The organism is Pseudomonas sp. Marseille-Q5117 (assembly GCF_946901175.1).
Lineage (GTDB): Bacteria > Pseudomonadota > Gammaproteobacteria > Pseudomonadales > Pseudomonadaceae > Aquipseudomonas > Aquipseudomonas iranensis.
Map to the genome: position 1 here is coordinate 71,176 of NZ_CAMPPP010000017.1, position 21,250 is coordinate 92,425.

The 21,250-nt window shown below is 62.7% G+C and carries 22 protein-coding genes; 20 read left to right on the forward strand and 2 right to left on the reverse strand.

Features of this window, described 5'->3' with window-relative positions; translation table 11 throughout:
* The first annotated feature begins 7 nt into the window (after positions 1-7).
* The 19 genes from OC605_RS22895 to OC605_RS22985 all read left to right on the forward strand — a co-directional run bounded on the left by OC605_RS22895 (position 8) and on the right by OC605_RS22985 (position 17,380).
* Complete coding sequence (locus tag OC605_RS22895; protein ID WP_016772026.1) at positions 8-262, forward strand: acyl carrier protein; 255 nt, start codon at positions 8-10, stop codon at positions 260-262.
* On the forward strand, positions 259-804 hold the full coding sequence (locus tag OC605_RS22900; RefSeq protein ID WP_186567490.1) for a hypothetical protein: 546 nt from the start codon (positions 259-261) through the stop codon (positions 802-804). The genes OC605_RS22895 and OC605_RS22900 overlap by 4 nt, the downstream gene beginning before the upstream one ends.
* Positions 801-2,480 (forward strand): acyl-CoA synthetase family protein, encoded by a 1,680-nt coding sequence (locus OC605_RS22905; RefSeq protein WP_262139663.1) that lies wholly within the window; start codon positions 801-803, stop codon positions 2,478-2,480. The genes OC605_RS22900 and OC605_RS22905 overlap by 4 nt, the downstream gene beginning before the upstream one ends.
* Positions 2,473-3,207 (forward strand): glycosyltransferase family 2 protein, encoded by a 735-nt coding sequence (locus OC605_RS22910; protein ID WP_262139665.1) that lies wholly within the window; start codon positions 2,473-2,475, stop codon positions 3,205-3,207. Before OC605_RS22905 ends, OC605_RS22910 begins: the two co-directional genes overlap by 8 nt.
* Complete coding sequence (locus OC605_RS22915) at positions 3,204-4,151, forward strand: glycosyl transferase (RefSeq protein ID WP_262139667.1); 948 nt, start codon at positions 3,204-3,206, stop codon at positions 4,149-4,151. Before OC605_RS22910 ends, OC605_RS22915 begins: the two co-directional genes overlap by 4 nt.
* On the forward strand, positions 4,132-5,676 hold the full coding sequence (gene hutH / locus OC605_RS22920; RefSeq protein WP_262139669.1) for a histidine ammonia-lyase: 1,545 nt from the start codon (positions 4,132-4,134) through the stop codon (positions 5,674-5,676). The genes OC605_RS22915 and hutH overlap by 20 nt, the downstream gene beginning before the upstream one ends.
* Positions 5,669-6,094, forward strand: a complete 426-nt coding sequence (locus tag OC605_RS22925; RefSeq protein WP_039756713.1) for an acyl-CoA thioesterase — start codon at positions 5,669-5,671, stop codon at positions 6,092-6,094. Before hutH ends, OC605_RS22925 begins: the two co-directional genes overlap by 8 nt.
* Entirely contained in the window at positions 6,091-6,693 is a 603-nt protein-coding gene (locus OC605_RS22930) for an outer membrane lipoprotein carrier protein LolA (RefSeq protein WP_262139671.1), read from the forward strand. The genes OC605_RS22925 and OC605_RS22930 overlap by 4 nt, the downstream gene beginning before the upstream one ends.
* Positions 6,677-9,007 carry an MMPL family transporter gene (locus OC605_RS22935; RefSeq protein WP_262139673.1) on the forward strand — a complete coding sequence of 777 codons (2,331 nt, stop codon included), beginning with the start codon at positions 6,677-6,679 and terminating at the stop codon, positions 9,005-9,007. Before OC605_RS22930 ends, OC605_RS22935 begins: the two co-directional genes overlap by 17 nt.
* Positions 9,004-10,167, forward strand: coding sequence for a sodium:proton antiporter (locus OC605_RS22940; protein WP_262139675.1), 1,164 nt, complete (start codon positions 9,004-9,006; stop codon positions 10,165-10,167). The genes OC605_RS22935 and OC605_RS22940 overlap by 4 nt, the downstream gene beginning before the upstream one ends.
* Positions 10,154-11,401, forward strand: coding sequence for an NAD(P)/FAD-dependent oxidoreductase (locus OC605_RS22945; protein ID WP_262139677.1), 1,248 nt, complete (start codon positions 10,154-10,156; stop codon positions 11,399-11,401). Before OC605_RS22940 ends, OC605_RS22945 begins: the two co-directional genes overlap by 14 nt.
* On the forward strand, positions 11,398-12,123 hold the full coding sequence (locus tag OC605_RS22950; RefSeq protein ID WP_262139679.1) for a class I SAM-dependent methyltransferase: 726 nt from the start codon (positions 11,398-11,400) through the stop codon (positions 12,121-12,123). Before OC605_RS22945 ends, OC605_RS22950 begins: the two co-directional genes overlap by 4 nt.
* Positions 12,123-12,734 (forward strand): hypothetical protein, encoded by a 612-nt coding sequence (locus OC605_RS22955; protein WP_262139681.1) that lies wholly within the window; start codon positions 12,123-12,125, stop codon positions 12,732-12,734. The genes OC605_RS22950 and OC605_RS22955 overlap by 1 nt, the downstream gene beginning before the upstream one ends.
* Positions 12,731-13,927, forward strand: a complete 1,197-nt coding sequence (locus tag OC605_RS22960) for a beta-ketoacyl-[acyl-carrier-protein] synthase family protein (RefSeq protein ID WP_262139683.1) — start codon at positions 12,731-12,733, stop codon at positions 13,925-13,927. The genes OC605_RS22955 and OC605_RS22960 overlap by 4 nt, the downstream gene beginning before the upstream one ends.
* Complete coding sequence (locus OC605_RS22965) at positions 13,924-14,388, forward strand: hotdog family protein (RefSeq protein ID WP_073471610.1); 465 nt, start codon at positions 13,924-13,926, stop codon at positions 14,386-14,388. Before OC605_RS22960 ends, OC605_RS22965 begins: the two co-directional genes overlap by 4 nt.
* Positions 14,381-15,109 (forward strand): 3-oxoacyl-ACP reductase FabG, encoded by a 729-nt coding sequence (gene fabG, locus OC605_RS22970; RefSeq protein WP_016772040.1) that lies wholly within the window; start codon positions 14,381-14,383, stop codon positions 15,107-15,109. Before OC605_RS22965 ends, fabG begins: the two co-directional genes overlap by 8 nt.
* Positions 15,109-16,335 (forward strand): beta-ketoacyl-ACP synthase, encoded by a 1,227-nt coding sequence (locus OC605_RS22975; RefSeq protein WP_024011280.1) that lies wholly within the window; start codon positions 15,109-15,111, stop codon positions 16,333-16,335. The genes fabG and OC605_RS22975 overlap by 1 nt, the downstream gene beginning before the upstream one ends.
* 29 nt (positions 16,336-16,364) lie before the next feature.
* Complete coding sequence (locus tag OC605_RS22980; RefSeq protein ID WP_262139687.1) at positions 16,365-16,808, forward strand: excinuclease; 444 nt, start codon at positions 16,365-16,367, stop codon at positions 16,806-16,808.
* A gap of 134 nt (positions 16,809-16,942) precedes the next feature.
* Positions 16,943-17,380, forward strand: coding sequence for an excinuclease (locus tag OC605_RS22985; RefSeq protein ID WP_262139688.1), 438 nt, complete (start codon positions 16,943-16,945; stop codon positions 17,378-17,380).
* Between the two features lie 145 nt (positions 17,381-17,525).
* Here the strand turns inward: OC605_RS22985 and OC605_RS22990 are convergent, their stop codons facing one another.
* A complete protein-coding gene (locus tag OC605_RS22990) occupies positions 17,526-18,428 on the reverse strand; it encodes a LysR family transcriptional regulator (RefSeq protein WP_262139690.1) in 903 nt (300 codons plus the stop codon).
* Between the two features lie 118 nt (positions 18,429-18,546).
* On the opposite strand from OC605_RS22990, the gene OC605_RS22995 reads away from it, so the two are divergent.
* On the forward strand, positions 18,547-19,821 hold the full coding sequence (locus OC605_RS22995) for an MFS transporter (protein ID WP_262139692.1): 1,275 nt from the start codon (positions 18,547-18,549) through the stop codon (positions 19,819-19,821).
* Between the two features lie 176 nt (positions 19,822-19,997).
* Here the strand turns inward: OC605_RS22995 and hemE are convergent, their stop codons facing one another.
* On the reverse strand, positions 19,998-21,065 hold the full coding sequence (gene hemE, locus OC605_RS23000) for a uroporphyrinogen decarboxylase (RefSeq protein ID WP_016772044.1): 1,068 nt from the start codon (positions 21,063-21,065) through the stop codon (positions 19,998-20,000).
* Positions 21,066-21,250 lie beyond the last annotated feature (185 nt).

The following is a 21,250-nucleotide window of genomic DNA, read 5'->3' on the forward strand; positions in this document are numbered from 1 at the left end:
CCGGACCATGCAAACTCGTGACGATATCTTCAACACCCTGCGCGATGCCCTGGTCGAGCTGTTCGAACTGGATCCGGCTCGTGTAAGCATGGACGCCAATCTGTATCAGGATCTGGAAATCGACAGCATCGATGCGGTCGACCTGATCGATCACATCAAACGCCAGACCGGCAAGAAAATCGCCGCCGAAGAGTTCAAATCGGTGCGCACCGTCGGTGACGTGGTCGAGGCGGTGTTCCGTCTGGTTCAACCGGCCGCATGAGCCGACTGATCGGCCTGGGCCTGCTGCTGGCCGGTCTGCTGTACCCCTTTGCGGTGTATTTCGGCATGGAGCATTTCGCCCCGTGGCAATTTGCGCTGCTGCTGGGAGGCCTTTGGCTGGCGCGTGCCCTGACTGGCGAACGCAAGCCCGGCAGCCTGTGGATGGCATGCGTTGCGATCGGGTTCTGCCTGCTGCTGGCGGTGTTCGACAGCCCGCAGCTGCTGCGCTGGTACCCGGTGCTGATCAGCGCATTCATGCTGGTGCTGTTCGGCGCCAGCCTGAAATACGGCCCGCCAATGGTCGAGCGTCTGGCGCGCTTGCGCGAGCCGGAACTGCCGCAGGTTGCCATTCGCTATACGCGCAAGGTGACGCTGGCCTGGAGCGTGTTTTTCTTCTGCAACGGTTTGTGCGCTGCCCTCCTCACCCTGTGGGCGCCGCTGGATTGGTGGATGTTGTACACCGGCCTGATCTCCTATGGATTGATCGGCCTGATGTTTGCCATTGAATGGCTGATACGACAACGGGTAAGAGGCCGTACATGAATTGGATAAAACTTGAGCAGCTGTTGCTCAAGGCACTGCCGGCACGGGCGATCTGCCAGGCGCCGGCACTCGATCACACGCAACTGCGAGCGCAGGCCTTGAGCGTCGCCGCGGGTCTGCAAAGCCGAGGCGTGAACAGGCTGGCCGTGCATCTGGAAGATGCCGCCGACCTCGCCATCGCCCTGCTCGGTGCCTGGCGTGCCGGCGTCAGCGTGTTGCTGCCGGCGGATCTGCAAGCGCAGACGCGTCAGCGCTGGTCGCAGGAAGTCGATCTATGGCTGACCGACCAACCCGGCGACGTCCAGTTGCACGACTTCACTCAGCCCGGCCTGGCCGGTGCAGAACTGGATCTCGATCAATGCCGCCTGAGCCTGTGCACTTCCGGTTCCAGCGGCGAACCCAAGCGCATCGACAAGACCTTGCGCCAGTTGGCCAACGAGGTCGAAGCGCTGGAGCAGTTGTGGGGCGCAGACCTCGGTCAAGCCTGCATCATCGGCAGCGTCGCCACGCAACACATCTATGGCCTGCTGTTTCGCGTGTTGTGGCCATTGTGCGCCGGGCGTCCGTTCGTGCGCCGGCAACTGGCCTTTTCCGAAGACCTGCAACGCGCCAGCCGCGAATACCCGGCCTTCGCCTGGGTCGCCAGCCCGGCGCTGCTCAAGCGCATGGGCGACAACCTCGACTGGCCGGCCCTGAGCGCAGTGCGCCGGGTGTTTTCCTCCGGTGGTGCGTTGCCACCAGAAGCGGCGCAAAGCCTGCACCAGCGCTTGCAGCAATGGCCGACGGAAATCCTCGGCAGCTCGGAAACCGGCGGCATTGCCTGGCGACAAGGCGAGTCGTTGTGGCAAGCGTTCGCTGGCGTCGAACTGAGCCAGGACAGCGACGGCGCCCTGCTTATTTCTTCGCCTTATCTGCCTGCCGGCCATGTCGAACACAGCGCCGACGCCGCGCGCATTGCCGCCGATGGTCGTTTTGAACTGTTGGGCCGACTGGACCGCATCGTCAAACTGGAAGAAAAACGCATCTCGTTGCCGATGCTTGAGCAGGCCTTGGCAGCCCATGACTGGGTCGCCGAAGCGCGCCTCGGTGTCGTGCAGGAAAACCGCGCCTCGCTCGGTGCGCTGCTGGTGCTCAGCGAAACGGGCCTGTTCGCCCTGCGCGAGCACGGCCGCCGTGGCCTGACCGAGACCCTGCGCAAACATCTGAGCCAACATTGCGAAGCCCTCGCCCTGCCCCGACGCTGGCGCCTGCTGCGGCAAATGCCGTTGAACAGCCAGGGCAAACTGGCGCAAGCCGACGTCGAAGCGCTGCTGCTGGCCGCACGGCCGAAAGCCCCCGAAGTGCTGGAGCAGAGCGCAAGCGACGGCGAATGGAGCCTGCAACTCAGCGTGCCGCCGGATCTGGCCTACTTCAGCGGACACTTTCCCAAGGCACCGGTGTTGCCCGGGGTGGTGCAGGTGGAGTGGGCGCTGAATCTGGGTCGGCAGTTGTTGAAGCTGGACGGCGCGTTTGCCGGAATGGAAGTGCTGAAATTCCAGCAACTGGTGCGCCCGGGTGATGAAATCCAGCTGCATCTGCGTTTCGATGCCGAGCGCGGCAAGTTGTATTTCGCTTATCGCAATGACACGGCGACGTGTTCCAGCGGACGCATTCTCCTGGGGACTGCCCATGCATAACCCCTGCGCCGTAATCCCGGTGTACAACCACGAAACCGCAATTACCACCGTGGTCGATGCCCTGCTTGCACAAGGTCTGCCGTGCATTCTGGTGGACGACGCCAGCGAGCTGTCCTGCGCGCGGGTGCTCGACACTCTGGCCGAGCGCGACAGGGTTTTTCTGGTGCGCCTGACGGCCAATCAGGGCAAGGGCGGCGCGGTGATGACCGGTCTGCGCGAAGCCTCGCGTCTGGGTTACAGCCATGCTTTGCAGGTCGATGCCGACGGCCAGCACGATTTGCACGACGTCGCGCGCTTCGTCGGCGAATCCCGCGCCCATCCCGAGGCGATGATCTGCGGCTATCCGCTGTTCGACGAGAGCGTGCCGAAAGGGCGTTTGTACGCACGCTACCTGACCCACGTGATGGTGTGGATCAACACCCTGTCGTTGCAGATTCGCGATTCGATGTGCGGCTTCCGTGTCTATCCGCTGGCGCCGACTCTGGCGGTGATTGACTCGGCGAAAGTCGGCAAACGCATGGATTTCGACTCGGACATTCTCGTGCGTCTGGCCTGGCGCAATCAGCCGATGCGCTGGCTGCAGACCAGCGTGCATTACCCGTTGGACGGTGTATCGCACTTTCGCCTGTTCCACGACAACGCGCTGATTTCCAGCATGCACACGCGGCTGTTCTTCGGCATGTTGCTGCGTTGGCCGCTGATTCTCTGGCGGCGGTGGAAACCATGAGCGAAGAAGTCGACAAGAAGCACTGGGCCGACCGCGAAGAGCGCGGCAGTTTCCTGCTGATGAAATTCACCGCGTTCGCCGCCAAAGTCCTCGGCCGCCGCCTGCTCAGTCCGTTGCTGTACGGCATCGTGCTGTATTTTTTCCTCTTCGGCCGCGTCGCCCGGCGCAGTGCCTGGCAGTACCAGCAGCGGCTGGCCGAGTGGAGCCAGCGCGACGACCTGCGTCCGAGCCACTGGCGGGTGTTCGGCCAGTTCATGACTTTCGCCGATTCGCTGCTCGACAAGCTCGACGTGTGGAACGGCAAGCTGAGCATCGAGCAGATCGAAATCATCGATCCGGCGCTGCTGCGCAAGCAGTTGCGCGGCAGTCGCGGGCAACTGCTGGTCGGCGCGCATCTGGGCAATCTCGAAGTGTGCCGGGCGCTGGCGGAGATCGGCGAAAAGGTCACCATGAATGTGTTGGTGCACACCAAGCACGCCGAACAATTCAACCGCTTGCTTGGCGAGGCCGGGGCGACCAATCTGCGCCTGATCCAGGTCAGCGAACTCGACCCGGTGATCATGCTGCAACTGCACGAACGGCTGGAACGCGGCGAGTGGCTGGCGATTGCTGGCGACCGCGTGCCGCTGCACGGCGGGCGCAGCGTGACGGTGGACTTTCTCGGCCATCCGGCGCCATTTCCGCAAGGCCCGTGGTTGCTGGCCGGCCTGCTCAAGTGTCCGGTCAATCTGCTGATGTGTCTCAAGCAACCCGACGGCCACTATCGCCTGACCCTCGAACCGTTCGCCGACGCGGTGGTGTGGACACGCCGCGAGCGCGAGCAGGTCATTCATCAGTGGGCCACTCGCTACGCGCAGCGCCTGAGTCACTATTGCCTCGAAGCCCCGCAGCAATGGTTCAACTTTTACCCTTTCTGGAAGACCGATGACGACGCCAACCCATGAGCCGGTAACCTTCGGCGAACGCCCTTTGCGCATCGAAGACGTGCTGGCCCTGGCCAACCGTCAGGCGCCGGTGCAGTTGCAGGCTGACGCCGACTATCGCGAGCGCATCGCCAGGGGCGCGCGGTTTCTCGATTCGCTGCTGGACAAGGAAGGCGTGATCTACGGCGTCACTACCGGTTACGGCGATTCCTGCGTGGTCGCGGTGCCGCTGCATCACGTCGAGGCGCTGCCGCGTCATCTCTACACCTTTCATGGTTGCGGCCTGGGCAAACTGCTCGACGCGCAGGCAACCCGCGCGGTGCTGGCGGCGCGTTTGCAGTCGTTGTGTCACGGCGTTTCCGGGGTGCGCGTCGAACTGCTCGAGCGTCTGCATGCTTTTCTTGAATACGACATCCTGCCGCTGATTCCCGAAGAAGGCTCGGTCGGCGCCAGCGGCGATCTGACGCCGCTGTCCTATGTCGCCGCAACCCTGTCCGGCGAGCGTGAAGTGCTGTTCCGTGGCGAACGTCGTCAGGCTGCCGACGTGCATCGCGAGCTCGGCTGGGCGCCGCTGGTGCTGCGCCCGAAAGAGGCGCTGGCGCTGATGAACGGCACGGCGGTGATGACCGGCCTCGCCTGCCTCGCCTTCGCCCGCGCCGATTATTTGCTGCAACTGGCCACGCGCATCACCGCGCTCAACGTCGTCGCGCTGCAAGGCAATCCGGAGCACTTCGACGAACGCCTGTTCGCCGCCAAGCCGCATCCGGGGCAGATGCAGGTCGCCGCGTGGCTGCGCAAGGATCTGGCGATCGACGCGCCGACCGCCCCACTGCATCGTCTGCAGGATCGTTATTCGCTGCGTTGCGCGCCGCATGTGCTCGGCGTGCTGGCCGACAGCCTGAACTGGCTGCGCGGCTTCATCGAAACCGAGCTGAACAGCGCCAACGACAACCCGATCATCGATGCCGAAGCCGAGCGTGTTCTGCATGGCGGGCACTTCTACGGCGGGCACATTGCGTTCGCCATGGACAGCCTGAAAAACCTCGTGGCCAACGTCGCCGATCTGCTCGATCGGCAATTGGCGTTGCTGGTCGACGAGCGCTACAACCACGGCTTGCCGAGCAACCTCTCCGGCGCCCCCGCCGATCGGGCGATGATCAATCACGGCTTCAAGGCTGTGCAGATCGGCACCAGCGCCTGGACCGCCGAAGCGTTGAAGAACACCATGCCGGCCAGCGTGTTCTCGCGCTCCACCGAGTGCCACAACCAGGACAAGGTGAGCATGGGCACCATCGCCGCCCGTGATGCGATTCGCGTGCTGGAGCTGACCGAACAGGTCGCCGCCGCCACGCTGCTCGCCGCCAATCAGGGCGTGTGGCTGCGCGCTCAAGCCGCCGATGCGCGCCCGCTGCCGCCGGCACTGGCAGCGATGCACGAAGAGCTGGGCAAGGACTTCCCGCCGGTCATCGAAGACCGCGCGCTGGAAGGCGAACTGCGCCTGTGCCTGCAACGCATCGCCGCGCAACACTGGAGGCTGCATGCGTAGTGCCGGAGTGCTTCACGCCGATACCGAGATTCTGGTGCCGTTTTTCGACGTCGACACCATGCACGTGGTCTGGCACGGCCATTACGTCAAATACCTCGAAGTGGCGCGCTGTGCGCTGCTGGACAAGATCGGCCATAACTACACGCACATGGTCGAGTCGGGTTACGCCTGGCCGATCATCGACCTGCAACTGCGCTACGTGCGCGGCGCGGTGTTCGGCCAGCGGCTGAACGTGCGCGCCAGTCTGGTCGAGTGGGAAAACCGTCTGAAGATCAATTACCTGATCACCGACCTGCAGACCGGCGAACGCCTGACCCGCGCAAGCTCCGTGCAGGTCGCCGTCGAAGTCAGCAGCCGCGAGATGCAACTGGCTTCACCCAAAGTCTTCACCGATGCCGTGGAAAGGATGCTGCGATGAATGTGTTTTTCAGAAGCCTCGGCGCGTTGACGCTGCTGGCCGTGTCGTCATGGGCCAATGCCTTCGACCTGCAACAACTGAGTGAACAACTGGCGAAACCGGATGTTATCCACGGCCAGTTCATTCAGGAAAAACACCTGCGCGCCCTGCCGCAGCCGCTGATCAGCAAGGGCAGCTTCGTCCTCGCCAAAAATCATGGCCTGCTGTGGCTGTTGAAAACTCCGCTGCAACAGGATTACCGCATCACCGCCAATGGCATCGCCCGCCGTGACACCAACGGCTGGCAACTGCTGCCGAACAAGAGCGCCGGCGCCGAGCAGAACCGTTTGTTCCTCGCCGTACTGCAAGGTGACAGCAGCGGTTTGCAGCGGGATTTCGAACTGGCCCTGAGCGGCACGGCGCAGCAGTGGCAACTGACTCTGACGCCGCGTTCGATGCTGCTCAAGCAAGTGTTCAAGCAGATCAATATCGATGGCGGCGCCCTTGTGCAAACCATCGAGCTGCTGGAAACCCAGGGCGACAGCACCCTGCTGCGCATGCACGACAGTACGCCCGAGCAACCCTTGAGCGAAGCGGAGCAACATGACTTTGCCGAGTGAACGCAAGCTGCCCTGGCTGTTTCTGAGCCTGCTGCTGGCCGTCGTCGCGCTGGCTGCCTGGCAGTGGCGCGACGGTGCGCCGCTGTCGGCCAATCTCATGGAGCTGGTACCCGGCACCAGTCCAGACGCGCTGGAAGTGCGCGCCGAACAGCGCATGCAAGAACCGCTCAATCGCGAAATGCTGGTGCTGGTCGGCCACGCCGATCGCCAGCAAGCGCTGACCATGGCCCAGCAACTGGGCGAACAATGGCAGGCCAGCGGTCTGTTCGAAACCGTGCAGTGGAACCTGCAAGCCGACTTGCCGGCGCTGCGCAAGCAATTGCTGCAAGGGCGTTTGGCGATGCTCTCGGCGGATGATCGGCAGCTACTCAGCGAGCACCCCGACGCGTTCATCCAGCAGCGGGTGCAGGCGCTGTTCGATCCGTTCAACGGCTTCACCCTGGTGCCGAGCCAGGACGACTGGCGGGGCCTGACCGGGCGCATCCAGAACAGCCAGCCGAAACATGGCGCAGTGCAACTGGACATTGGCAGCGGCGCACTGGTCGCCGAGGCCGACGGCAAGAGCTGGGTGATGCTGCGTGCGCGCACCACCGGCAATGCTTTCGACATGAACCTGCCGCTACAAGTGGCAGAGCTGCTCCAGCACAGCCGCGAGCAAGCGGCGCAAAGCGGCGTGCAGTTGCTCGCCGCCAGTGGCCTGCTCTATGCCGCCAACGGCCAGCAACAAGCCACCCGCGAAATGACCTGGGTCGGCGGTGGCGCGACGGTCGGCATTCTGCTGTTGCTGCTGTTGGCGTTTCGCCGCTGGGGCGTGCTGCTGGCATTTGTGCCGGTGCTGGTCGGCATGCTGTTCGGCGCGGTGGCCTGCGTGGCGCTGTTCGGTCACATGCATGTGATGACGCTGGTGCTCGGCTCGAGTCTGATCGGCGTTGCCGTCGATTACCCACTGCACTATCTATCCAAGAGCTGGAGCCTCAAGCCCTGGCGCAGCTGGCCGGCCCTGCGCCTGACCTTGCCGGGGCTGACCCTGAGCCTGATCACCAGCGTTATCGGCTACCTGGCGCTGGCCTGGACACCGTTCCCGGCGCTGACGCAGATCGCCGTGTTCTCCGCTGCCGGTTTGCTCGGTGCCTATCTGTCGGCGGTCTGCCTGCTGCCGGCGCTGCTGAAAAATGTCCAACTGCGCCCGGCGCAATGGCCGCTGCGCCTGGCCGAACGCCTGATTCATCTGCGTGAGGCGCTGCTCGGTTGCATTCGCACGCCCGCGCTGCTGGCCCTGCTGATCGCCTTCTGCGTCGGCGGTCTGATGCAGTTGCAGAGCAAAAACGATATCCGCCAATGGGTCGGCGCGCCGCAGCATCTGACCGACGAAGCGCAGACCATCGCGCGCATCACCGGGTATCAACCGACCAGCCAGTTCTTCCTGATCCGTGCGGCCAATCAGGAGCAATTGCTCGAGCGCCAGGCAGCGCTGAGCGAGCGCCTGCAGCAACTGGTCAACCTCGACAAACTGCAAGGCTATCTGGCCCTCGATCAACTGGTCAGCGCGCCGAGCCAGCAACAGCAAGTGCGCGAATCACTGAACAAGCTGCCGTCATTCTGGCAACCGCTGCTCGATCTCGGCGTGCCGGTGGCTGCGTTGCAAAATGAATTGCAGCAGTTGCAGACCCTGCCCGCCGAAGACATCGACGCCGCGCTGGCCGGCCCGCTCGGTGAGCCGTATCGGACACTGTGGCTTGGACCGACTGAAGACGGCGTCGCAGCGATGACCAGTTTGCAGGGCTTGAACAATCCGTCGTTGTTGCGCGTGCAGGCGCTCGATTTGCCGGGGGTGGTGCTGGTCGATCGCCTCGGTGATCTGAACAAGGTGTTCGCCGCCACGCAGATCAGCGCCGCCGAACTGAAACTGGCCTCCTGCGTGTTGATCGTGCTGGTACTGATGCTGCCGTTCGGCCTGACTGGCGCACTGCGCATCGTCGCCCTGCCACTGCTGGCGGCGCTGTGCAGTCTGGCCAGCCTCGGCTGGCTCGGTCAGCCACTGACCTTGTTCAGTCTTTTCGGCCTGTTGCTGGTGACGGCGATCAGCGTCGATTACGCAATCCTCATGCGCGAACAGGTCGGCGGCGCAGCGGTAAGTCTGCTCGGCACCTTGCTCGCCGCCGTCACCACGTGGCTATCGTTCGGCCTGCTGGCGGTCTCCAGTACGCCGGCGGTGAGCAATTTCGGCTTGTCGGTAAGCCTCGGCCTGGCGTTCAGCTTCATGCTCGCACCGTGGGCCGGGCGCCATGAACCGGTTGCGGAGCCAGCGGCATGATGGTTTTCGGCTTCTGGTTGCTAACCATGGCGCTGTTTGCCCTGGCGACCCGGGTCGGCCGTCACTTCGGCCTGATTCCGATCGTCAGCCAGTTGCTGCTGGCGAGCTTCGGCTTGCCGTTGCTGATGTACTTCTGGATCGAACCGGGCTGGCAGCTCAGCGGCGCGCAACTGATCGCGCCGCACTGGCTGAAAGATCTCTACAGCCTGAGCTTCGCCTTGCTGCTCGGGCACATCCTCAGCGATGTCATCGATCTGCGTCTGGATCGCCAGAGCGTAAAAATCGCTGTGCCGAGTTTTGCCGTGCCGTTCGCTTGCGGGTTGGCGGTCGCGTATTGGTTGCTGCCGTCGCAGCCGTGGCTCAACGCACTGGCCATCGGACTGGTCTTCGCGATTACGGCGATCCCGGTGTTGTACCTGTATTTGCGCCACATCGATTACCCGCCCGCTGCCACCCGGCGTCTGGTGCAAACCGCGATCCTTATCGATCTGACCTGCTGGACGCTGTTCGGCCTCGCCCAAGGCAGTCTGCACTTGAGCAGCCTGTTGCTGCCTGTGGCCATGGCCGGCGTGCCGCTGCTTTTGCGCCTGCTGCGCGTGCGTCGCCCTCTGACCTACAGCCTCGGCTTCTTCGCCCTGCTGGTCATGGCCGAGCATTACAAACTCAACGCGCTGATTTTCGGCATCGGCTATCTGCTGTGCATGGCGCTGCTGAAAGTGCCGTTGGTACTGCCGTTGCCGGCACGCTGGATGAGCCGCTTGCAGACGTGGATCGCGATCCCGCTGATCCTCACCTTCGGCATCGTCCAGATCGACGTGCACAGCGCCCTCGCCAGCCTTGGCGCCGGGCAGTGGGCGGCGCTGCTGCTGTTGCCGATTGCCAGTAAACTGCTGGGCAACTGGCTCGGCCTCGGTTGGGCTGGCGCCTCGTTCGCGGGTGCCAGCCGCTGGCGCGAAAGCGTACTGCTGAACATTCGCGGCCTGAGCGAAATCGTCTTTCTCAATCTGTTGTTGCAACAACAGCTCATCACCCCGGCGCTGTATTTCGCGCTGATGCTGATGGGCCTGATCGCGACGCTGCTGCCGGCCCTGATCGGCCTGCATCGCGCGCCCCTGAATCTGAACAGTCCCTTGCCCCGGAGCTCACGTGCCAATCGTTGAAATGGAATCCCGTCAGGTCGTGATCATCGGTGCCGGCCCGTCCGGTGCTATAGCCGCTGCCCTGCTCAAGCGCAAGGGCCACGATGTGCTGGTGCTCGAGCGCCAGCACTTCCCGCGCTTCTCTATCGGTGAAAGCCTGCTCAGCCATTGCCTGGATTTCGTCGAAGAAGCCGGCATGCTCGACGCCGTCAACGCCGCCGGTTTCCAGCGCAAGACCGGCGCGGCGTTTGCCTGGGGCGAGCGCTACAGCGCTTTCGATTTTGGCGACACTTTCACCGCCGGCAAGCCGACCACGTTCCAGGTGCAGCGCGCCGATTTCGACAAGTTGCTGGCCGATCAAGCGGCACTGCAAGGCGCGGAAATCCGCTATGGCGATGCGATCGTCAGCGTCGATTTCGATCAGGCGAAGCCACTCCTTGATGTACGCCGCGAAGATGGCAGCGAGTACCGCGTCGAAGCCGATTTCGTGCTCGATGCCAGCGGCTACGGCCGCGTGTTGTCGCGTCTGCTGGATCTGGAAGCACCGTCGAATTTCCCGGTGCGCCAGGCGGTGTTCACCCATGTTGAAGATCACATCGACAATCCGGCGTTCGACCGCGAAAAGATCCTTGTCACCACCCATCCCGAGCATCGCGATGTATGGTTCTGGACCATCCCGTTCAGCAACGGCCGCTGCTCGGTGGGCGTGGTGGCTGCCGCCGAGCACTTCGCCGGTCGCGATGCCGATCTCGATGTCTGCCTGCGCAGTTTTATCGCCGAGACGCCAAGCCTCGCCGGGGTTCTGAACAACGCGGTCTGGGACACCCCGGCGCGCACCCTCGGCGGCTACGCGGCCAACGTGAAAACCCTGCACGGCCCGGGCTTTGCGCTGCTGGGCAACGCCGCAGAATTCCTCGACCCGGTGTTCTCCTCCGGCGTGACCATTGCCATGCGTTCGGCAAGCATGGCCGCCGGCGTGCTGCACCGTCAGTTGCAGGGTGAAACGGTGGACTGGCAAAGCGAATTTGCCGAGCCGTTGAAACGCGGCGTCGACACGTTCCGCTGCTACGTCGAAGGCTGGTACGCCGGCACTTTCCAGGACGTGATTTTCTATGAGGACAGCCAGGCGGAGATTCGCCGGATGATCTGCTCGATCCTCGCCGGTTACGCCTGGGACGAGCGCAACCCGTTTGTCAGCGAAGCGCGGCGCCGGCTGAAGATGATTTCCCAACTCTGCGCGCAGGACACCCCATGAATTACCTGAGCGACAGCTACGTCGAGGAAACCCGCTTCGGTCTCTGGTTCCTGCGCAGCCACACCTGGCAGCACCATGTGCTGCGTGTGGCGATCAACGACCTGCGTGGTTTGTTCAGTGAAGCGCTGCCGGAACACCCGGTGCTGCTGGACGCCGGTTGCGGTCAGGGCAAGTCGTTCGGCCACCTGCGCCAGACCTTTGCCCCGCAGCGCCTGATCGGCGTCGACGCCGACCCGCACAGCCTGCAACTCAGCGCCGAAGAGGCCACGCGCCTGGGCATGCCAGTCGAGTTGATCGGCAGCGATTGCGCCACGCTCAACGTCGCCGATGCCAGCGTCGACCTGCTGTTCTGTCACCAGACCTTCCATCATTTGGTCGAGCAGGAAAAGGCCCTGGCGGAGTTCTATCGCGTACTGAAACCGGGCGGCTATCTGCTGTTCGCGGAGTCCACCGAGGCTTACATTGATACCTGGGTAATTCGCTGGCTGTTCCGCCATCCGATGCATGTGCAGAAGAGCGCCGCCGGCTATCTGCAGATGATCCGCGAGCAGGGCTTCGAGTTTGCCGAGCGCAATGTTTCCTACCCGTATCTGTGGTGGAGTCGGTCGAAGGATTTTGGTTTGCTGGAGCGGTTGGGGCTGAGCAAGCCCAAGCAGTTCGGTGAGCGTGAAGAGACGCTGGTGAATGTCGTCGCGCGCAAGCCATTGCAGGAATCTGTCTGATGTACGGCTATCGATCTGAACACCTGAAACCCTGTGGGAGCGAGCCTGCTCGCGAAAGCGGTGTATCAGTCAGCAAAGGTGGCGAATGTCAGATTGCATTCGCGAGCAGGCTCGCTCCCACAGGGTTTGCTGCATGGCTGACGATCGTTTTGTCAGCCTTGCTGTTGAGTGCCTGCGCCGGCCAGCCACCGCTGCCAGCGGCCGAACCAACACTGCCCCTGCCGCTGCAACTGCACATCGAGCGCGAGCAGGCCGGGCAGCGTCAGGACTGGCTGCTGGTGATCCAGCGTGAAGGCGCCGGCACGCGCTGGTCGATGATGGATCCGCTGGGCATTCCCCAGGCCCGCCAGCAACTGATCGACGGGCATTGGCAGGCCGATGGTCTGCTGCCGCCGAACCCGGAAGCGCGGGAATTGTTCGCCGCATTGCTGTTCGCCCTTACGCCGTCCGCCGAGTTGCTGCGCAACTATCCCGACGCCCGGCAACAGGCCGATCAGCGTTCACTGCCGGCGCGCTGGAACATCCGCTATTCACAACCGTTGAGCTTCCAATTGAATCTGCCCCAAGGCCCGCACTATCGCGTTTCCCAGTTAGGTGAATCGACGCCATGACCGCTTACCTGAATGCCCTCGGCGTGATCTGCGCCCTGGGCCGCGACAAGTCTGAAGTCGCGCGCAATCTGTTTGCCGGCGACTGTTCGGGCATGCGCCGCGAGTCCGGCTGGGTCGCCGAGCGTGAGCTGCCTGTCGCCGGCGTGCACGGTGAATTGGCGCCGATCCCGGCCGAACTGATCGAGCACAGCAGTCGCAACAATCAGCTGCTGCTGGAAGCCGCGCTGCAGATTCGAGACGACATCGATCGTGCGATCCAGACCTTCGGCCGCGAGCGCATAGGCGTGGTGCTCGGCACAAGCACCTCGGGCATCGACGAGGCCAGCCGGGGTCTGGCGCATTACATCCGCGAACAGCAATTTCCTCCCGAGTACGACTATCGCCAGCAGGAACTCGGCGCCCCGGCGAATTTTCTCGCCGAATGGCTGCAACTGAGCGGCCCGGCCTACGTGATTTCCACTGCCTGTACCTCCAGCGGCCGCGCGCTGATGAGCGCCCAGCGCCTGCTCGATCTGGGCCTGTGCGATGCGGTGCTGTGTGGCGGCGTCGACAGTCTGTGCAAGCTCACGCTGAACGGTTTCTCTTCGCTGGAAGCCGTTTCAGATGAACGCTGCAATCCGTTTTCCGCCAACCGCAACGGCATCAATATCGGCGAGGCAGCGGTGCTGTTCGTGATGAGCAAACAGCGCGGCGAAGGCCCGGGAATCGCCCTGCTGGGGACGGGCGCGAGCTCCGATGCGCACCATATTTCCGCGCCGGAGCCGAGCGGTCGTGGCGCTCTGCAAGCGATGCAGAAAGCCCTTGGCCGCGCGCATCTGCAAGCCGGGCAAATCAACTACCTGAACCTGCACGGCACCGCGACCCAGCACAACGACGCGATGGAAAGTCTGGCGGTCGCGGCGCTGTTTCCCGAAGGCGTCGCCTGCTCGTCGACCAAACCGCTGACCGGTCACACCCTCGGCGCGGCCGGCGCGCTGGAAGCGGCGTTCTGCTGGCTCAGCCTGAGTGCCGAAAACCCTGAACAGGCGTTGCCGCCACACATCTGGGACGGCCAGGCCGATCCCGCGCTGCCGCCACTCAAGTGGGTGACCGCGAGCGAACGCCTGACGTCCATTGCACCGCGCTACCTGATGAGCAACTCGTTTGCCTTCGGCGGCAACAACGTCAGCCTGATTATCGGAGACGCACCATGAGCCACTGGCCGCTCGCCGAACTGCTGCCGCATGCCGGCGACATGATCCTGATCGACGCCATCGAGCGCTTCGATGACGAGCAGATTTTCACTCGCCTCACGGTCAAGCCCGACGGCCTGTTCAACCTGCCCGACGGCAGTCTGCCGGCGTGGGTCGGCGTCGAGCTGATGGCGCAGAGCGTCGCCGCTTTCGCCGGTTGCCACGCCCGGCAAAAAGGCAATCCGCCGGAGCTCGGCTTTCTCCTCGGCACGCGCAAATTCGAGTGCAACGTCGAAGCCTTTGCGCCCGGCAGCGAGCTGACCATCCATGGCCTGCGCTCACTGGAAGACGACAACGGCATGGGCGTATTCGAATGTCACATCCACGGCGACGGCATTCATGCCAGCGCCCGGCTGAACGTGTTCCGTCCGCCGCAAGCCAATCAATATCTGCAACAGACAAAGGAGTCGCACGATGACTGAATCCGTACTGGTCACCGGCTCCAGCCGGGGCATCGGCCGCGCCATTGCCTTGCGTCTGGCGCAGGCCGGGCACGACATCGTCCTGCATTGCCGCAGCGGCATGACCGAAGCCCAAGCGGTGCAGGCCGAAATCGAAGCGCTGGGCCGCCGCGCACGCATCCTGCAATTCGACGTCGCCGACCGTGAAACCTGCAAAAGCATTCTCGAAGCCGATGTCGAAAATCACGGTGCCTATTACGGCGTGGTGCTCAACGCCGGGCTGACCCGCGACGGCGCGTTTCCGGCGCTGAGCGATGACGATTGGGACGTGGTCCTGCGCACCAACCTCGACGGTTTCTACAACGTTCTGCACCCGGTGATGATGCCGATGATCCGTCGTCGCGCCGCCGGGCGCATCGTCTGCATCACCTCGGTGTCGGGCCTGATCGGCAACCGTGGCCAGGTCAATTACAGCGCCTCGAAGGCCGGCGTGATCGGTGCGGCAAAGGCGTTGGCGATCGAGCTGGGCAAGCGCAAAATTACGGTTAACTGCGTCGCCCCTGGCCTGATCGACACGGCCATGCTCGACGAAAACGTGCCGGTGGAGGAGCTGATGAAAATGATCCCCGCGCAACGCATGGGCACGCCGGAAGAAGTGGCCGCTGCGGTGAATTTCCTGATGTCGGCGGAAGCCTCGTACATCACCCGCCAGGTGCTGGCGGTCAACGGAGGCCTGTGCTGATGAAGCGCGTCGTCGTCACCGGCATGGCCGGCATCACCTCGCTGGGCAGCGACTGGCCGACCATTGCCGGCAATTTCGCGGCCAATCGCAGCGGCATTCGTCGCATGGACGAGTGGGATCGCTTCACTGAGCTGAACACGCGTCTGGCCGGGCCTATCGATGACTTTCTCGTGCCGTCGCACTGGACCCGCAAGCAGTTGCGCAGCATGGGCCGGGTTTCGCGACTGGCGGTCGGCGCGGCGGAAAAAGCCTTGGCTGACGCTGGCCTGCTCGGTGACGAATCGATCAAGGACGGGCGCATGGGCGTCGCTTGTGGTTCGTCCACGGGCAGCACTGACGAAATCAAAGCGTTCGGCAACATGCTGCTCAACTCGGTGGCCGAGGGCCTGAACGCTAACTCCTATGTGCGGATGATGCCGCACACCACCGCCGCCAATATCAGCATTTTCTTCGGCCTCACCGGCCGCCTGATTCCGACGTCCAGCGCCTGCACCAGCGGCAGCCAGGGCATCGGCTACGCCTATGAGGCAATCAAGTTCGGCCGCCTGCCGTTGATGCTCGCCGGCGGCGCGGAAGAACTCTGCCCGACCGAAGCCATGGTCTTTGACGCGCTCTACGCCACCAGCCTGAAAAACGATGCACCACAGACCAGCCCTCGCCCGTACGACAAGGGCCGCGACGGTCTGGTGATCGGCGAAGGTGGCGGCATGCTGGTGCTTGAAGAGCTGGAACACGCCCTCGCCCGTGGCGCGCACATTCACGCGGAAATCGTCGGTTTCGGCAGCAACGCCGACGGCCAGCACACCACCCGCCCGGAACAGGTCACGATGCGCCGCGCCATGGAGCTGGCCCTGGAAGATGCCGGCCTCACCCCGGACGCCATCGGCTATGTGAACGGCCACGGCACCGCGACTGAACAGGGCGACATCGCCGAAACCCTGGCCACCAGCAGCCTGTTCGGTGAGCACATGCCGATCAGTTCGCAGAAGAGTTTCCTCGGCCACACCCTCGGTGCCTGCGGTGCGCTGGAATCATGGTTCAGCATCGAGATGCTCAACAGCGACCGCTATGTGCACACCTTCAACCTCGACGAGGTCGACCCGCACTGCGGCAAGCTCGATTACCTGCGCGGCGAATTCCGTCAGATGCATCACGACTACGTGATGAACAACAATTTCGCTTTCGGCGGCGTCAACACCTCGTTGATCTTCCGCCGCTGGGCATAACCGAATCAATTCAGGTCAAGGAGACCTACATGCACTTCAACAAACTCGCCGCTGTCACCCTGCTGCTCTGCGCCCTGCCAGCGGTCAGCCAGGCCCGCGACACGGCGGTCTACCTGCCATTCGACAAAGCCGTCGCCGAAGCCACCCGCTCCGGCAAGATCGATGGCAGCGTGAAATTCTATCTGGCCGGCAACACCCCGCCGGGCAAAGTCACCGTGGTCAGCCCCGACGCCGTGACCAACAAGAAAACCAACGCCTTCAACAAATCCGATGAAGTCGCCTGCGAGTGGGTCGCCCAATCGGCAATCATCAGCCTGCACCAGGCCGCGAAAAACGCCGGCGCCAACGCCGTGACCAACATCGTCAGCTTCTACAAGCGCAACGAGCGCAAGGACGCGCAAACCTACGAATGCCACGCCGGCGCGATCATGGCGGGCGTTGCGCTGAAGGGTGATCTGGCGAAGGTTCAGTAAACGCCAGAAATGACAAAGGGCGCCGTTTGGCGCCCTTTTTTTTGCGGTGATTGAACAGCATCTACACTCGCTGATGCAGGTCGCAGCACCGTAACCTGCCCTCGCAGTCTCTTTCACCGTCAAAGGAGATGACCATGCAAGTGAAAGCCCTGATCGCCGCAGCGCTTTTCGCGCTACTGCCCAGTGCCAGCCATGCCACCAACCTCATGTACATGCCTTTCGAAACCGTGCTGTCGGACGCGATTCGCGCCGGTCGGCTGGATGGCAGTGTGAAGTTCTACCTGATCGGCAACGGGCCGCAGGGCACTCAGCAGTTGCTGCGCCAAGGGGTGGTCAGTGATTTGAAAACCAACGGCTTCAACAAGAGCGATCAGGCTTCCTGTGAATGGGTGCTGCAGTCGAATCTGATCAAATTGCAGGCTGATGCCAAGCGGGTCGGGGCGAATGCGGTTGTGAATATCGTCAGTTACTACGACCAGCATGTGCGCAAGGATTTGAATACCTACGAGTGCAGGGCAGGAGTTTTTGTTACCCGGGTGGCTTTGAAGGGGGATTTGGTGCGGTTGCCTTAGTCAGCATTCTGGGTTTTCTGCGCTGCGGCTTCCGGCGTCTTCGCGAGCAGGCTCGCTCCCACAGGAGATAGGGTCATCGGCAACTTCGGTTTTGACCCGAGATCAACTGTGGGAGCGAGCCTGCTCGCGAAAGCACCAGCGGCCTTCACACCGTCAGGGGCTCAACCTTGCGCGTCAGCAGTTCGACAAACGCCTTGGCCATCGGTGATTTCTGATCTTTGCGCTGCACCAGCCAAACCGCCGAAATCGCTTCGGGATCGAGCAGCGGACGGTAGACCACGCCGGCGATGCGCATGCGTTGGTAGGACGCTGGCAGCACCGATACACCCAAGCCCGCCGCCACCAAACCGATGATGGTCATCGCCTCGCCAGCCTCTTGGGCAAAGTGCGGGCTGAAGCCGGCGTCACGGGCCAGATTTAGAAGTTGCGCATAGAGTCCGCTGCCATAGCTGCGCGGGAAAAACACGAATGGCTCCAGCGCCAGCGCCGAGAGAAACAGGCCTTCGTCGCTGCCTTGGGCCAACGGATGCTTGGAACTGAGCACCGCCACCAATGGCTCGCGCATCAACTCCACAACACTCAGTGAATCCGGCAATCCGAGCGGGCGCATGATGCCGACTTCGATCGACTCGTCCACCAAGGCATCGGCGACCATGGTGCTGCTCATTTCGCGCAAATTCAGATGCACCGCCGGAAAGCGCTGACGAAAGGAAAAAATCGCCTGCGGAATGGTCGAGTTGAACGGTGCCGACGAGGTGAAGCCAATCTTCAACTCACCCAGCTCGCCAAGTTGCGCACGGCGGGCGACGTCCGCGGCCTTGTCGACTTGTGCCAGCACCAGCCGCGCCTCCTGCAGAAACAGGCGACCGGCCTCGCTCAACTCGACCCGACGATTGGTGCGCTCGAACAATCGCGCGCCGAGCTGTTGCTCCAGCGCCTGAATCTGTTGGCTCAGTGGTGGCTGGGAGATGCCCAGCACCTGTGCGGCCCGGCCAAAATGAAGTTCTTCGGCGACGGCGATGAAGTAACGCAGATGACGCAGTTCCATAGGATTACCATTAGGTCGCTGAAGCTATCAAACAGGTCGAACAATATATTGGATAGAAACATTAGCCAGCTATATGATTTTTTCATTGCCTGCCCGGCTGCGCTCTCTGAGGTCTGAAGTGAAAACTGCTGTCGCGCCCCTTGCCCACGAAATCCCGCCCCCTGCCGACGGCGATGCCCTCGCTGAGCCGCAGGAGATCTACATCGAAAAAGGCACGCCGGCGTTCATGCGCACGGTGCTGGCGCTGTTCTGTGGCGGCTTTGCGACGTTTGCCCTGCTCTATTGCGTGCAACCGATGATGCCCCTGCTGTCCCACGAATACGGGATCAACGCGGCGCAGAGCAGTCTGATCCTTTCGGTGGCGACCGGCATGTTGGCCTTCGGTCTGCTGATCACCGGGCCGATTTCCGACCGCATCGGCCGTAAACCGGTGATGGTCGCGGCATTGTTCGCTGCCGCGTTATGCACCATCGCCAGTTCGATGATGCCGAGCTGGCACGGCGTGCTGATCATGCGCGCATTGATCGGCCTGTCATTGAGCGGTCTGGCAGCGGTGGCGATGACCTATCTGAGCGAAGAAATCCATCCTCAACACATCGGCCTGGCGATGGGCTTATACATCGGCGGCAACGCGATCGGCGGGATGAGCGGGCGCTTGATAACCGGCGTGCTGATCGACTTCGTCAGCTGGCACACGGCGATGCTGGTGATAGGCGGTCTGGCGCTGGTCGCTGCGGCGGTGTTCTGGAAGATCCTCCCGGAATCGCGCAACTTCCGCGCCCGCTCGCTGCACCCGCGCAGCCTGCTCGACGGCTTCACCATGCACTTTCGCGACGCCGGCCTGCCGCTGCTGTTTCTTGAAGCGTTTGTGCTGATGGGCGCGTTTGTCACGCTGTTCAACTATATCGGCTACCGCTTGCTGGCGGCGCCTTACAACCTGGATCAGGTGTTTGTCGGTTTGCTCTCGGTGGTCTACCTGTCCGGTATCTACAGCTCGGCCAAGATCGGCTCGCTGGCGGACAAACTGGGGCGGCGCAAAGTGCTCTGGGCGACGATTGCACTGATGTTCGCCGGACTGGCACTGACCATGTTCACTTCGTTGTTGCTGGTGATCGTCGGCATGCTGGTGTTCACCTTCGGCTTCTTCGCCGCGCACTCGGTGGCGAGCAGCTGGATCGGCCGGCGCGCGCTGACCGCCAAGGGTCAAGCGTCGTCGCTGTATCTGTTCAGTTATTACGCCGGGTCGAGCATTGCCGGGACGGCGGGCGGGGTGTTCTGGCATCTGGGCGGGTGGAACGGGATCGGCTTGTTTATTGGTGCGTTGTTGCTGATTGCCCTGCTGGTGGCGTTGAAGCTGGCGAAGTTGCCGCCGTTGCAGGGCGTCAGAGCCTGACATAAAACCCTGTGGGAGCGAGCCTGCTCGCGAATGCACTGTGTCAGGCAACATCAGTGTTGAATGACACACCGCTTTCGCGAGCAGGCTCGCTCCCACAGTTGATCTGTGTCCGACATTGGATCGTGCAAAAAAAAACGCCCGGCATTGGCCGGGCGTTTTTTATTGTGCGCTGATCACTCGTGATACTGAGCCGACAGCTCATGCACCGCACGCAGGAACGCGCCGGCATGTTCTGGATCGACTTCCGGCGTAATGCCGTGGCCAAGGTTGAACACATGGCCGCTGCCCTTGCCGTAGCTGGCGAGGATGCGCCCGACTTCAGTGCGGATCGCTTCCGGTTTGGCGTAGAGCACGGTCGGGTCCATGTTGCCTTGCAGCGCGACCTTGTCGCCGACACGGGCGCGGGCGTTGCCGATGTCGCAGGTCCAGTCCAGGCCGAGGGCGTCGGCGCCGGCTTCGGCGATGCTTTCCAGCCACAGGCCGCCGTTCTTGGTAAACAGGATCACTGGCACTTTGCGTCCGTCGTTCTCGCGGATCAGGCCGCTGACGATTTTCTTCATGTAGGCCAGGGAGAATTCCTGATAAGCCGCCGCCGACAGGTTGCCGCCCCAGGTGTCGAAGATCTGCACCGCTTGCGCACCGGCCATGATCTGGCCGTTGAGGTACGAAGTCACCGACTGCGCCAGTTTATCCAGCAGCAGATGCATGGCTTGCGGGTTGTCGTAAAGCATCGCTTTGGTCTTGCGGAAGTCTTTCGACGAGCCGCCTTCAACCATGTAAGTCGCCAGTGTCCATGGGCTGCCGGAGAAACCGATCAACGGCACACGACCGTTGAGTTCACGGCGGATAGTGCTGACCGCGTCCATCACGTAGCCGAGGTCTTTGTGCGGATCCGGGATCGGCAGGGCTTCGATGTCGGCCAGGGTGCTGACGACTTTCTTGAAGCGCGGGCCTTCACCGGTCTCGAAGTACAGACCTTGGCCCATGGCATCGGGAATAGTGAGGATGTCGGAAAACAGAATCGCCGCGTCCAGTTGCGGGTAGCGGTCGAGCGGTTGCAGGGTGACTTCGCAGGCGAACTCCGGATTCATGCACAGGCTCATGAAGTCGCCGGCATGTGCGCGGCTGGCGCGGTACTCCGGCAGGTAGCGACCGGCCTGGCGCATCATCCACACAGGGGTGACGTCAACGGGTTGCTTGAGCAGGGCGCGGAGGAAACGGTCGTTCTTCAGGGCAGTCATGTCGGCATCCGGAAAAAAAGTGCGGGCATTTTCTCAGAGCGCGAGGCAAAAGGCACGGATGTGGGTCAGCCTTTTGTCTATCGGGTCAATTTGTCGCGCTGGAACACGATTTTCCGCAACACCCTAAAACAACTGTGGGAGCGAGCCTGCTCGCGAAGAGGCCGGCACATCCAACATTGAAGTTG

What these genes read in the sequence shown, in the direction of transcription:
- OC605_RS22895 (WP_016772026.1), top strand. Translation starts at nt 8, where the DNA reads ATGCAAACTCGTGACGATATCTTCAACACCCTGCGCGATGCCCTGGTC.
- OC605_RS22900 (WP_186567490.1), top strand. Translation starts at nt 259, where the DNA reads ATGAGCCGACTGATCGGCCTGGGCCTGCTGCTGGCCGGTCTGCTGTAC.
- OC605_RS22905 (WP_262139663.1), top strand. Translation starts at nt 801, where the DNA reads ATGAATTGGATAAAACTTGAGCAGCTGTTGCTCAAGGCACTGCCGGCA.
- OC605_RS22910 (WP_262139665.1), top strand. Translation starts at nt 2,473, where the DNA reads ATGCATAACCCCTGCGCCGTAATCCCGGTGTACAACCACGAAACCGCA.
- OC605_RS22915 (WP_262139667.1), top strand. Translation starts at nt 3,204, where the DNA reads ATGAGCGAAGAAGTCGACAAGAAGCACTGGGCCGACCGCGAAGAGCGC.
- hutH (WP_262139669.1), top strand. Translation starts at nt 4,132, where the DNA reads ATGACGACGCCAACCCATGAGCCGGTAACCTTCGGCGAACGCCCTTTG.
- OC605_RS22925 (WP_039756713.1), top strand. Translation starts at nt 5,669, where the DNA reads ATGCGTAGTGCCGGAGTGCTTCACGCCGATACCGAGATTCTGGTGCCG.
- OC605_RS22930 (WP_262139671.1), top strand. Translation starts at nt 6,091, where the DNA reads ATGAATGTGTTTTTCAGAAGCCTCGGCGCGTTGACGCTGCTGGCCGTG.
- OC605_RS22935 (WP_262139673.1), top strand. Translation starts at nt 6,677, where the DNA reads ATGACTTTGCCGAGTGAACGCAAGCTGCCCTGGCTGTTTCTGAGCCTG.
- OC605_RS22940 (WP_262139675.1), top strand. Translation starts at nt 9,004, where the DNA reads ATGATGGTTTTCGGCTTCTGGTTGCTAACCATGGCGCTGTTTGCCCTG.
- OC605_RS22950 (WP_262139679.1), top strand. Translation starts at nt 11,398, where the DNA reads ATGAATTACCTGAGCGACAGCTACGTCGAGGAAACCCGCTTCGGTCTC.
- OC605_RS22955 (WP_262139681.1), top strand. Translation starts at nt 12,123, where the DNA reads ATGTACGGCTATCGATCTGAACACCTGAAACCCTGTGGGAGCGAGCCT.
- OC605_RS22960 (WP_262139683.1), top strand. Translation starts at nt 12,731, where the DNA reads ATGACCGCTTACCTGAATGCCCTCGGCGTGATCTGCGCCCTGGGCCGC.
- OC605_RS22965 (WP_073471610.1), top strand. Translation starts at nt 13,924, where the DNA reads ATGAGCCACTGGCCGCTCGCCGAACTGCTGCCGCATGCCGGCGACATG.
- fabG (WP_016772040.1), top strand. Translation starts at nt 14,381, where the DNA reads ATGACTGAATCCGTACTGGTCACCGGCTCCAGCCGGGGCATCGGCCGC.
- OC605_RS22975 (WP_024011280.1), top strand. Translation starts at nt 15,109, where the DNA reads ATGAAGCGCGTCGTCGTCACCGGCATGGCCGGCATCACCTCGCTGGGC.
- OC605_RS22980 (WP_262139687.1), top strand. Translation starts at nt 16,365, where the DNA reads ATGCACTTCAACAAACTCGCCGCTGTCACCCTGCTGCTCTGCGCCCTG.
- OC605_RS22985 (WP_262139688.1), top strand. Translation starts at nt 16,943, where the DNA reads ATGCAAGTGAAAGCCCTGATCGCCGCAGCGCTTTTCGCGCTACTGCCC.
- OC605_RS22990 (WP_262139690.1), bottom strand. Translation starts at nt 18,428, where the DNA reads ATGGAACTGCGTCATCTGCGTTACTTCATCGCCGTCGCCGAAGAACTT.
- hemE (WP_016772044.1), bottom strand. Translation starts at nt 21,065, where the DNA reads ATGACTGCCCTGAAGAACGACCGTTTCCTCCGCGCCCTGCTCAAGCAA.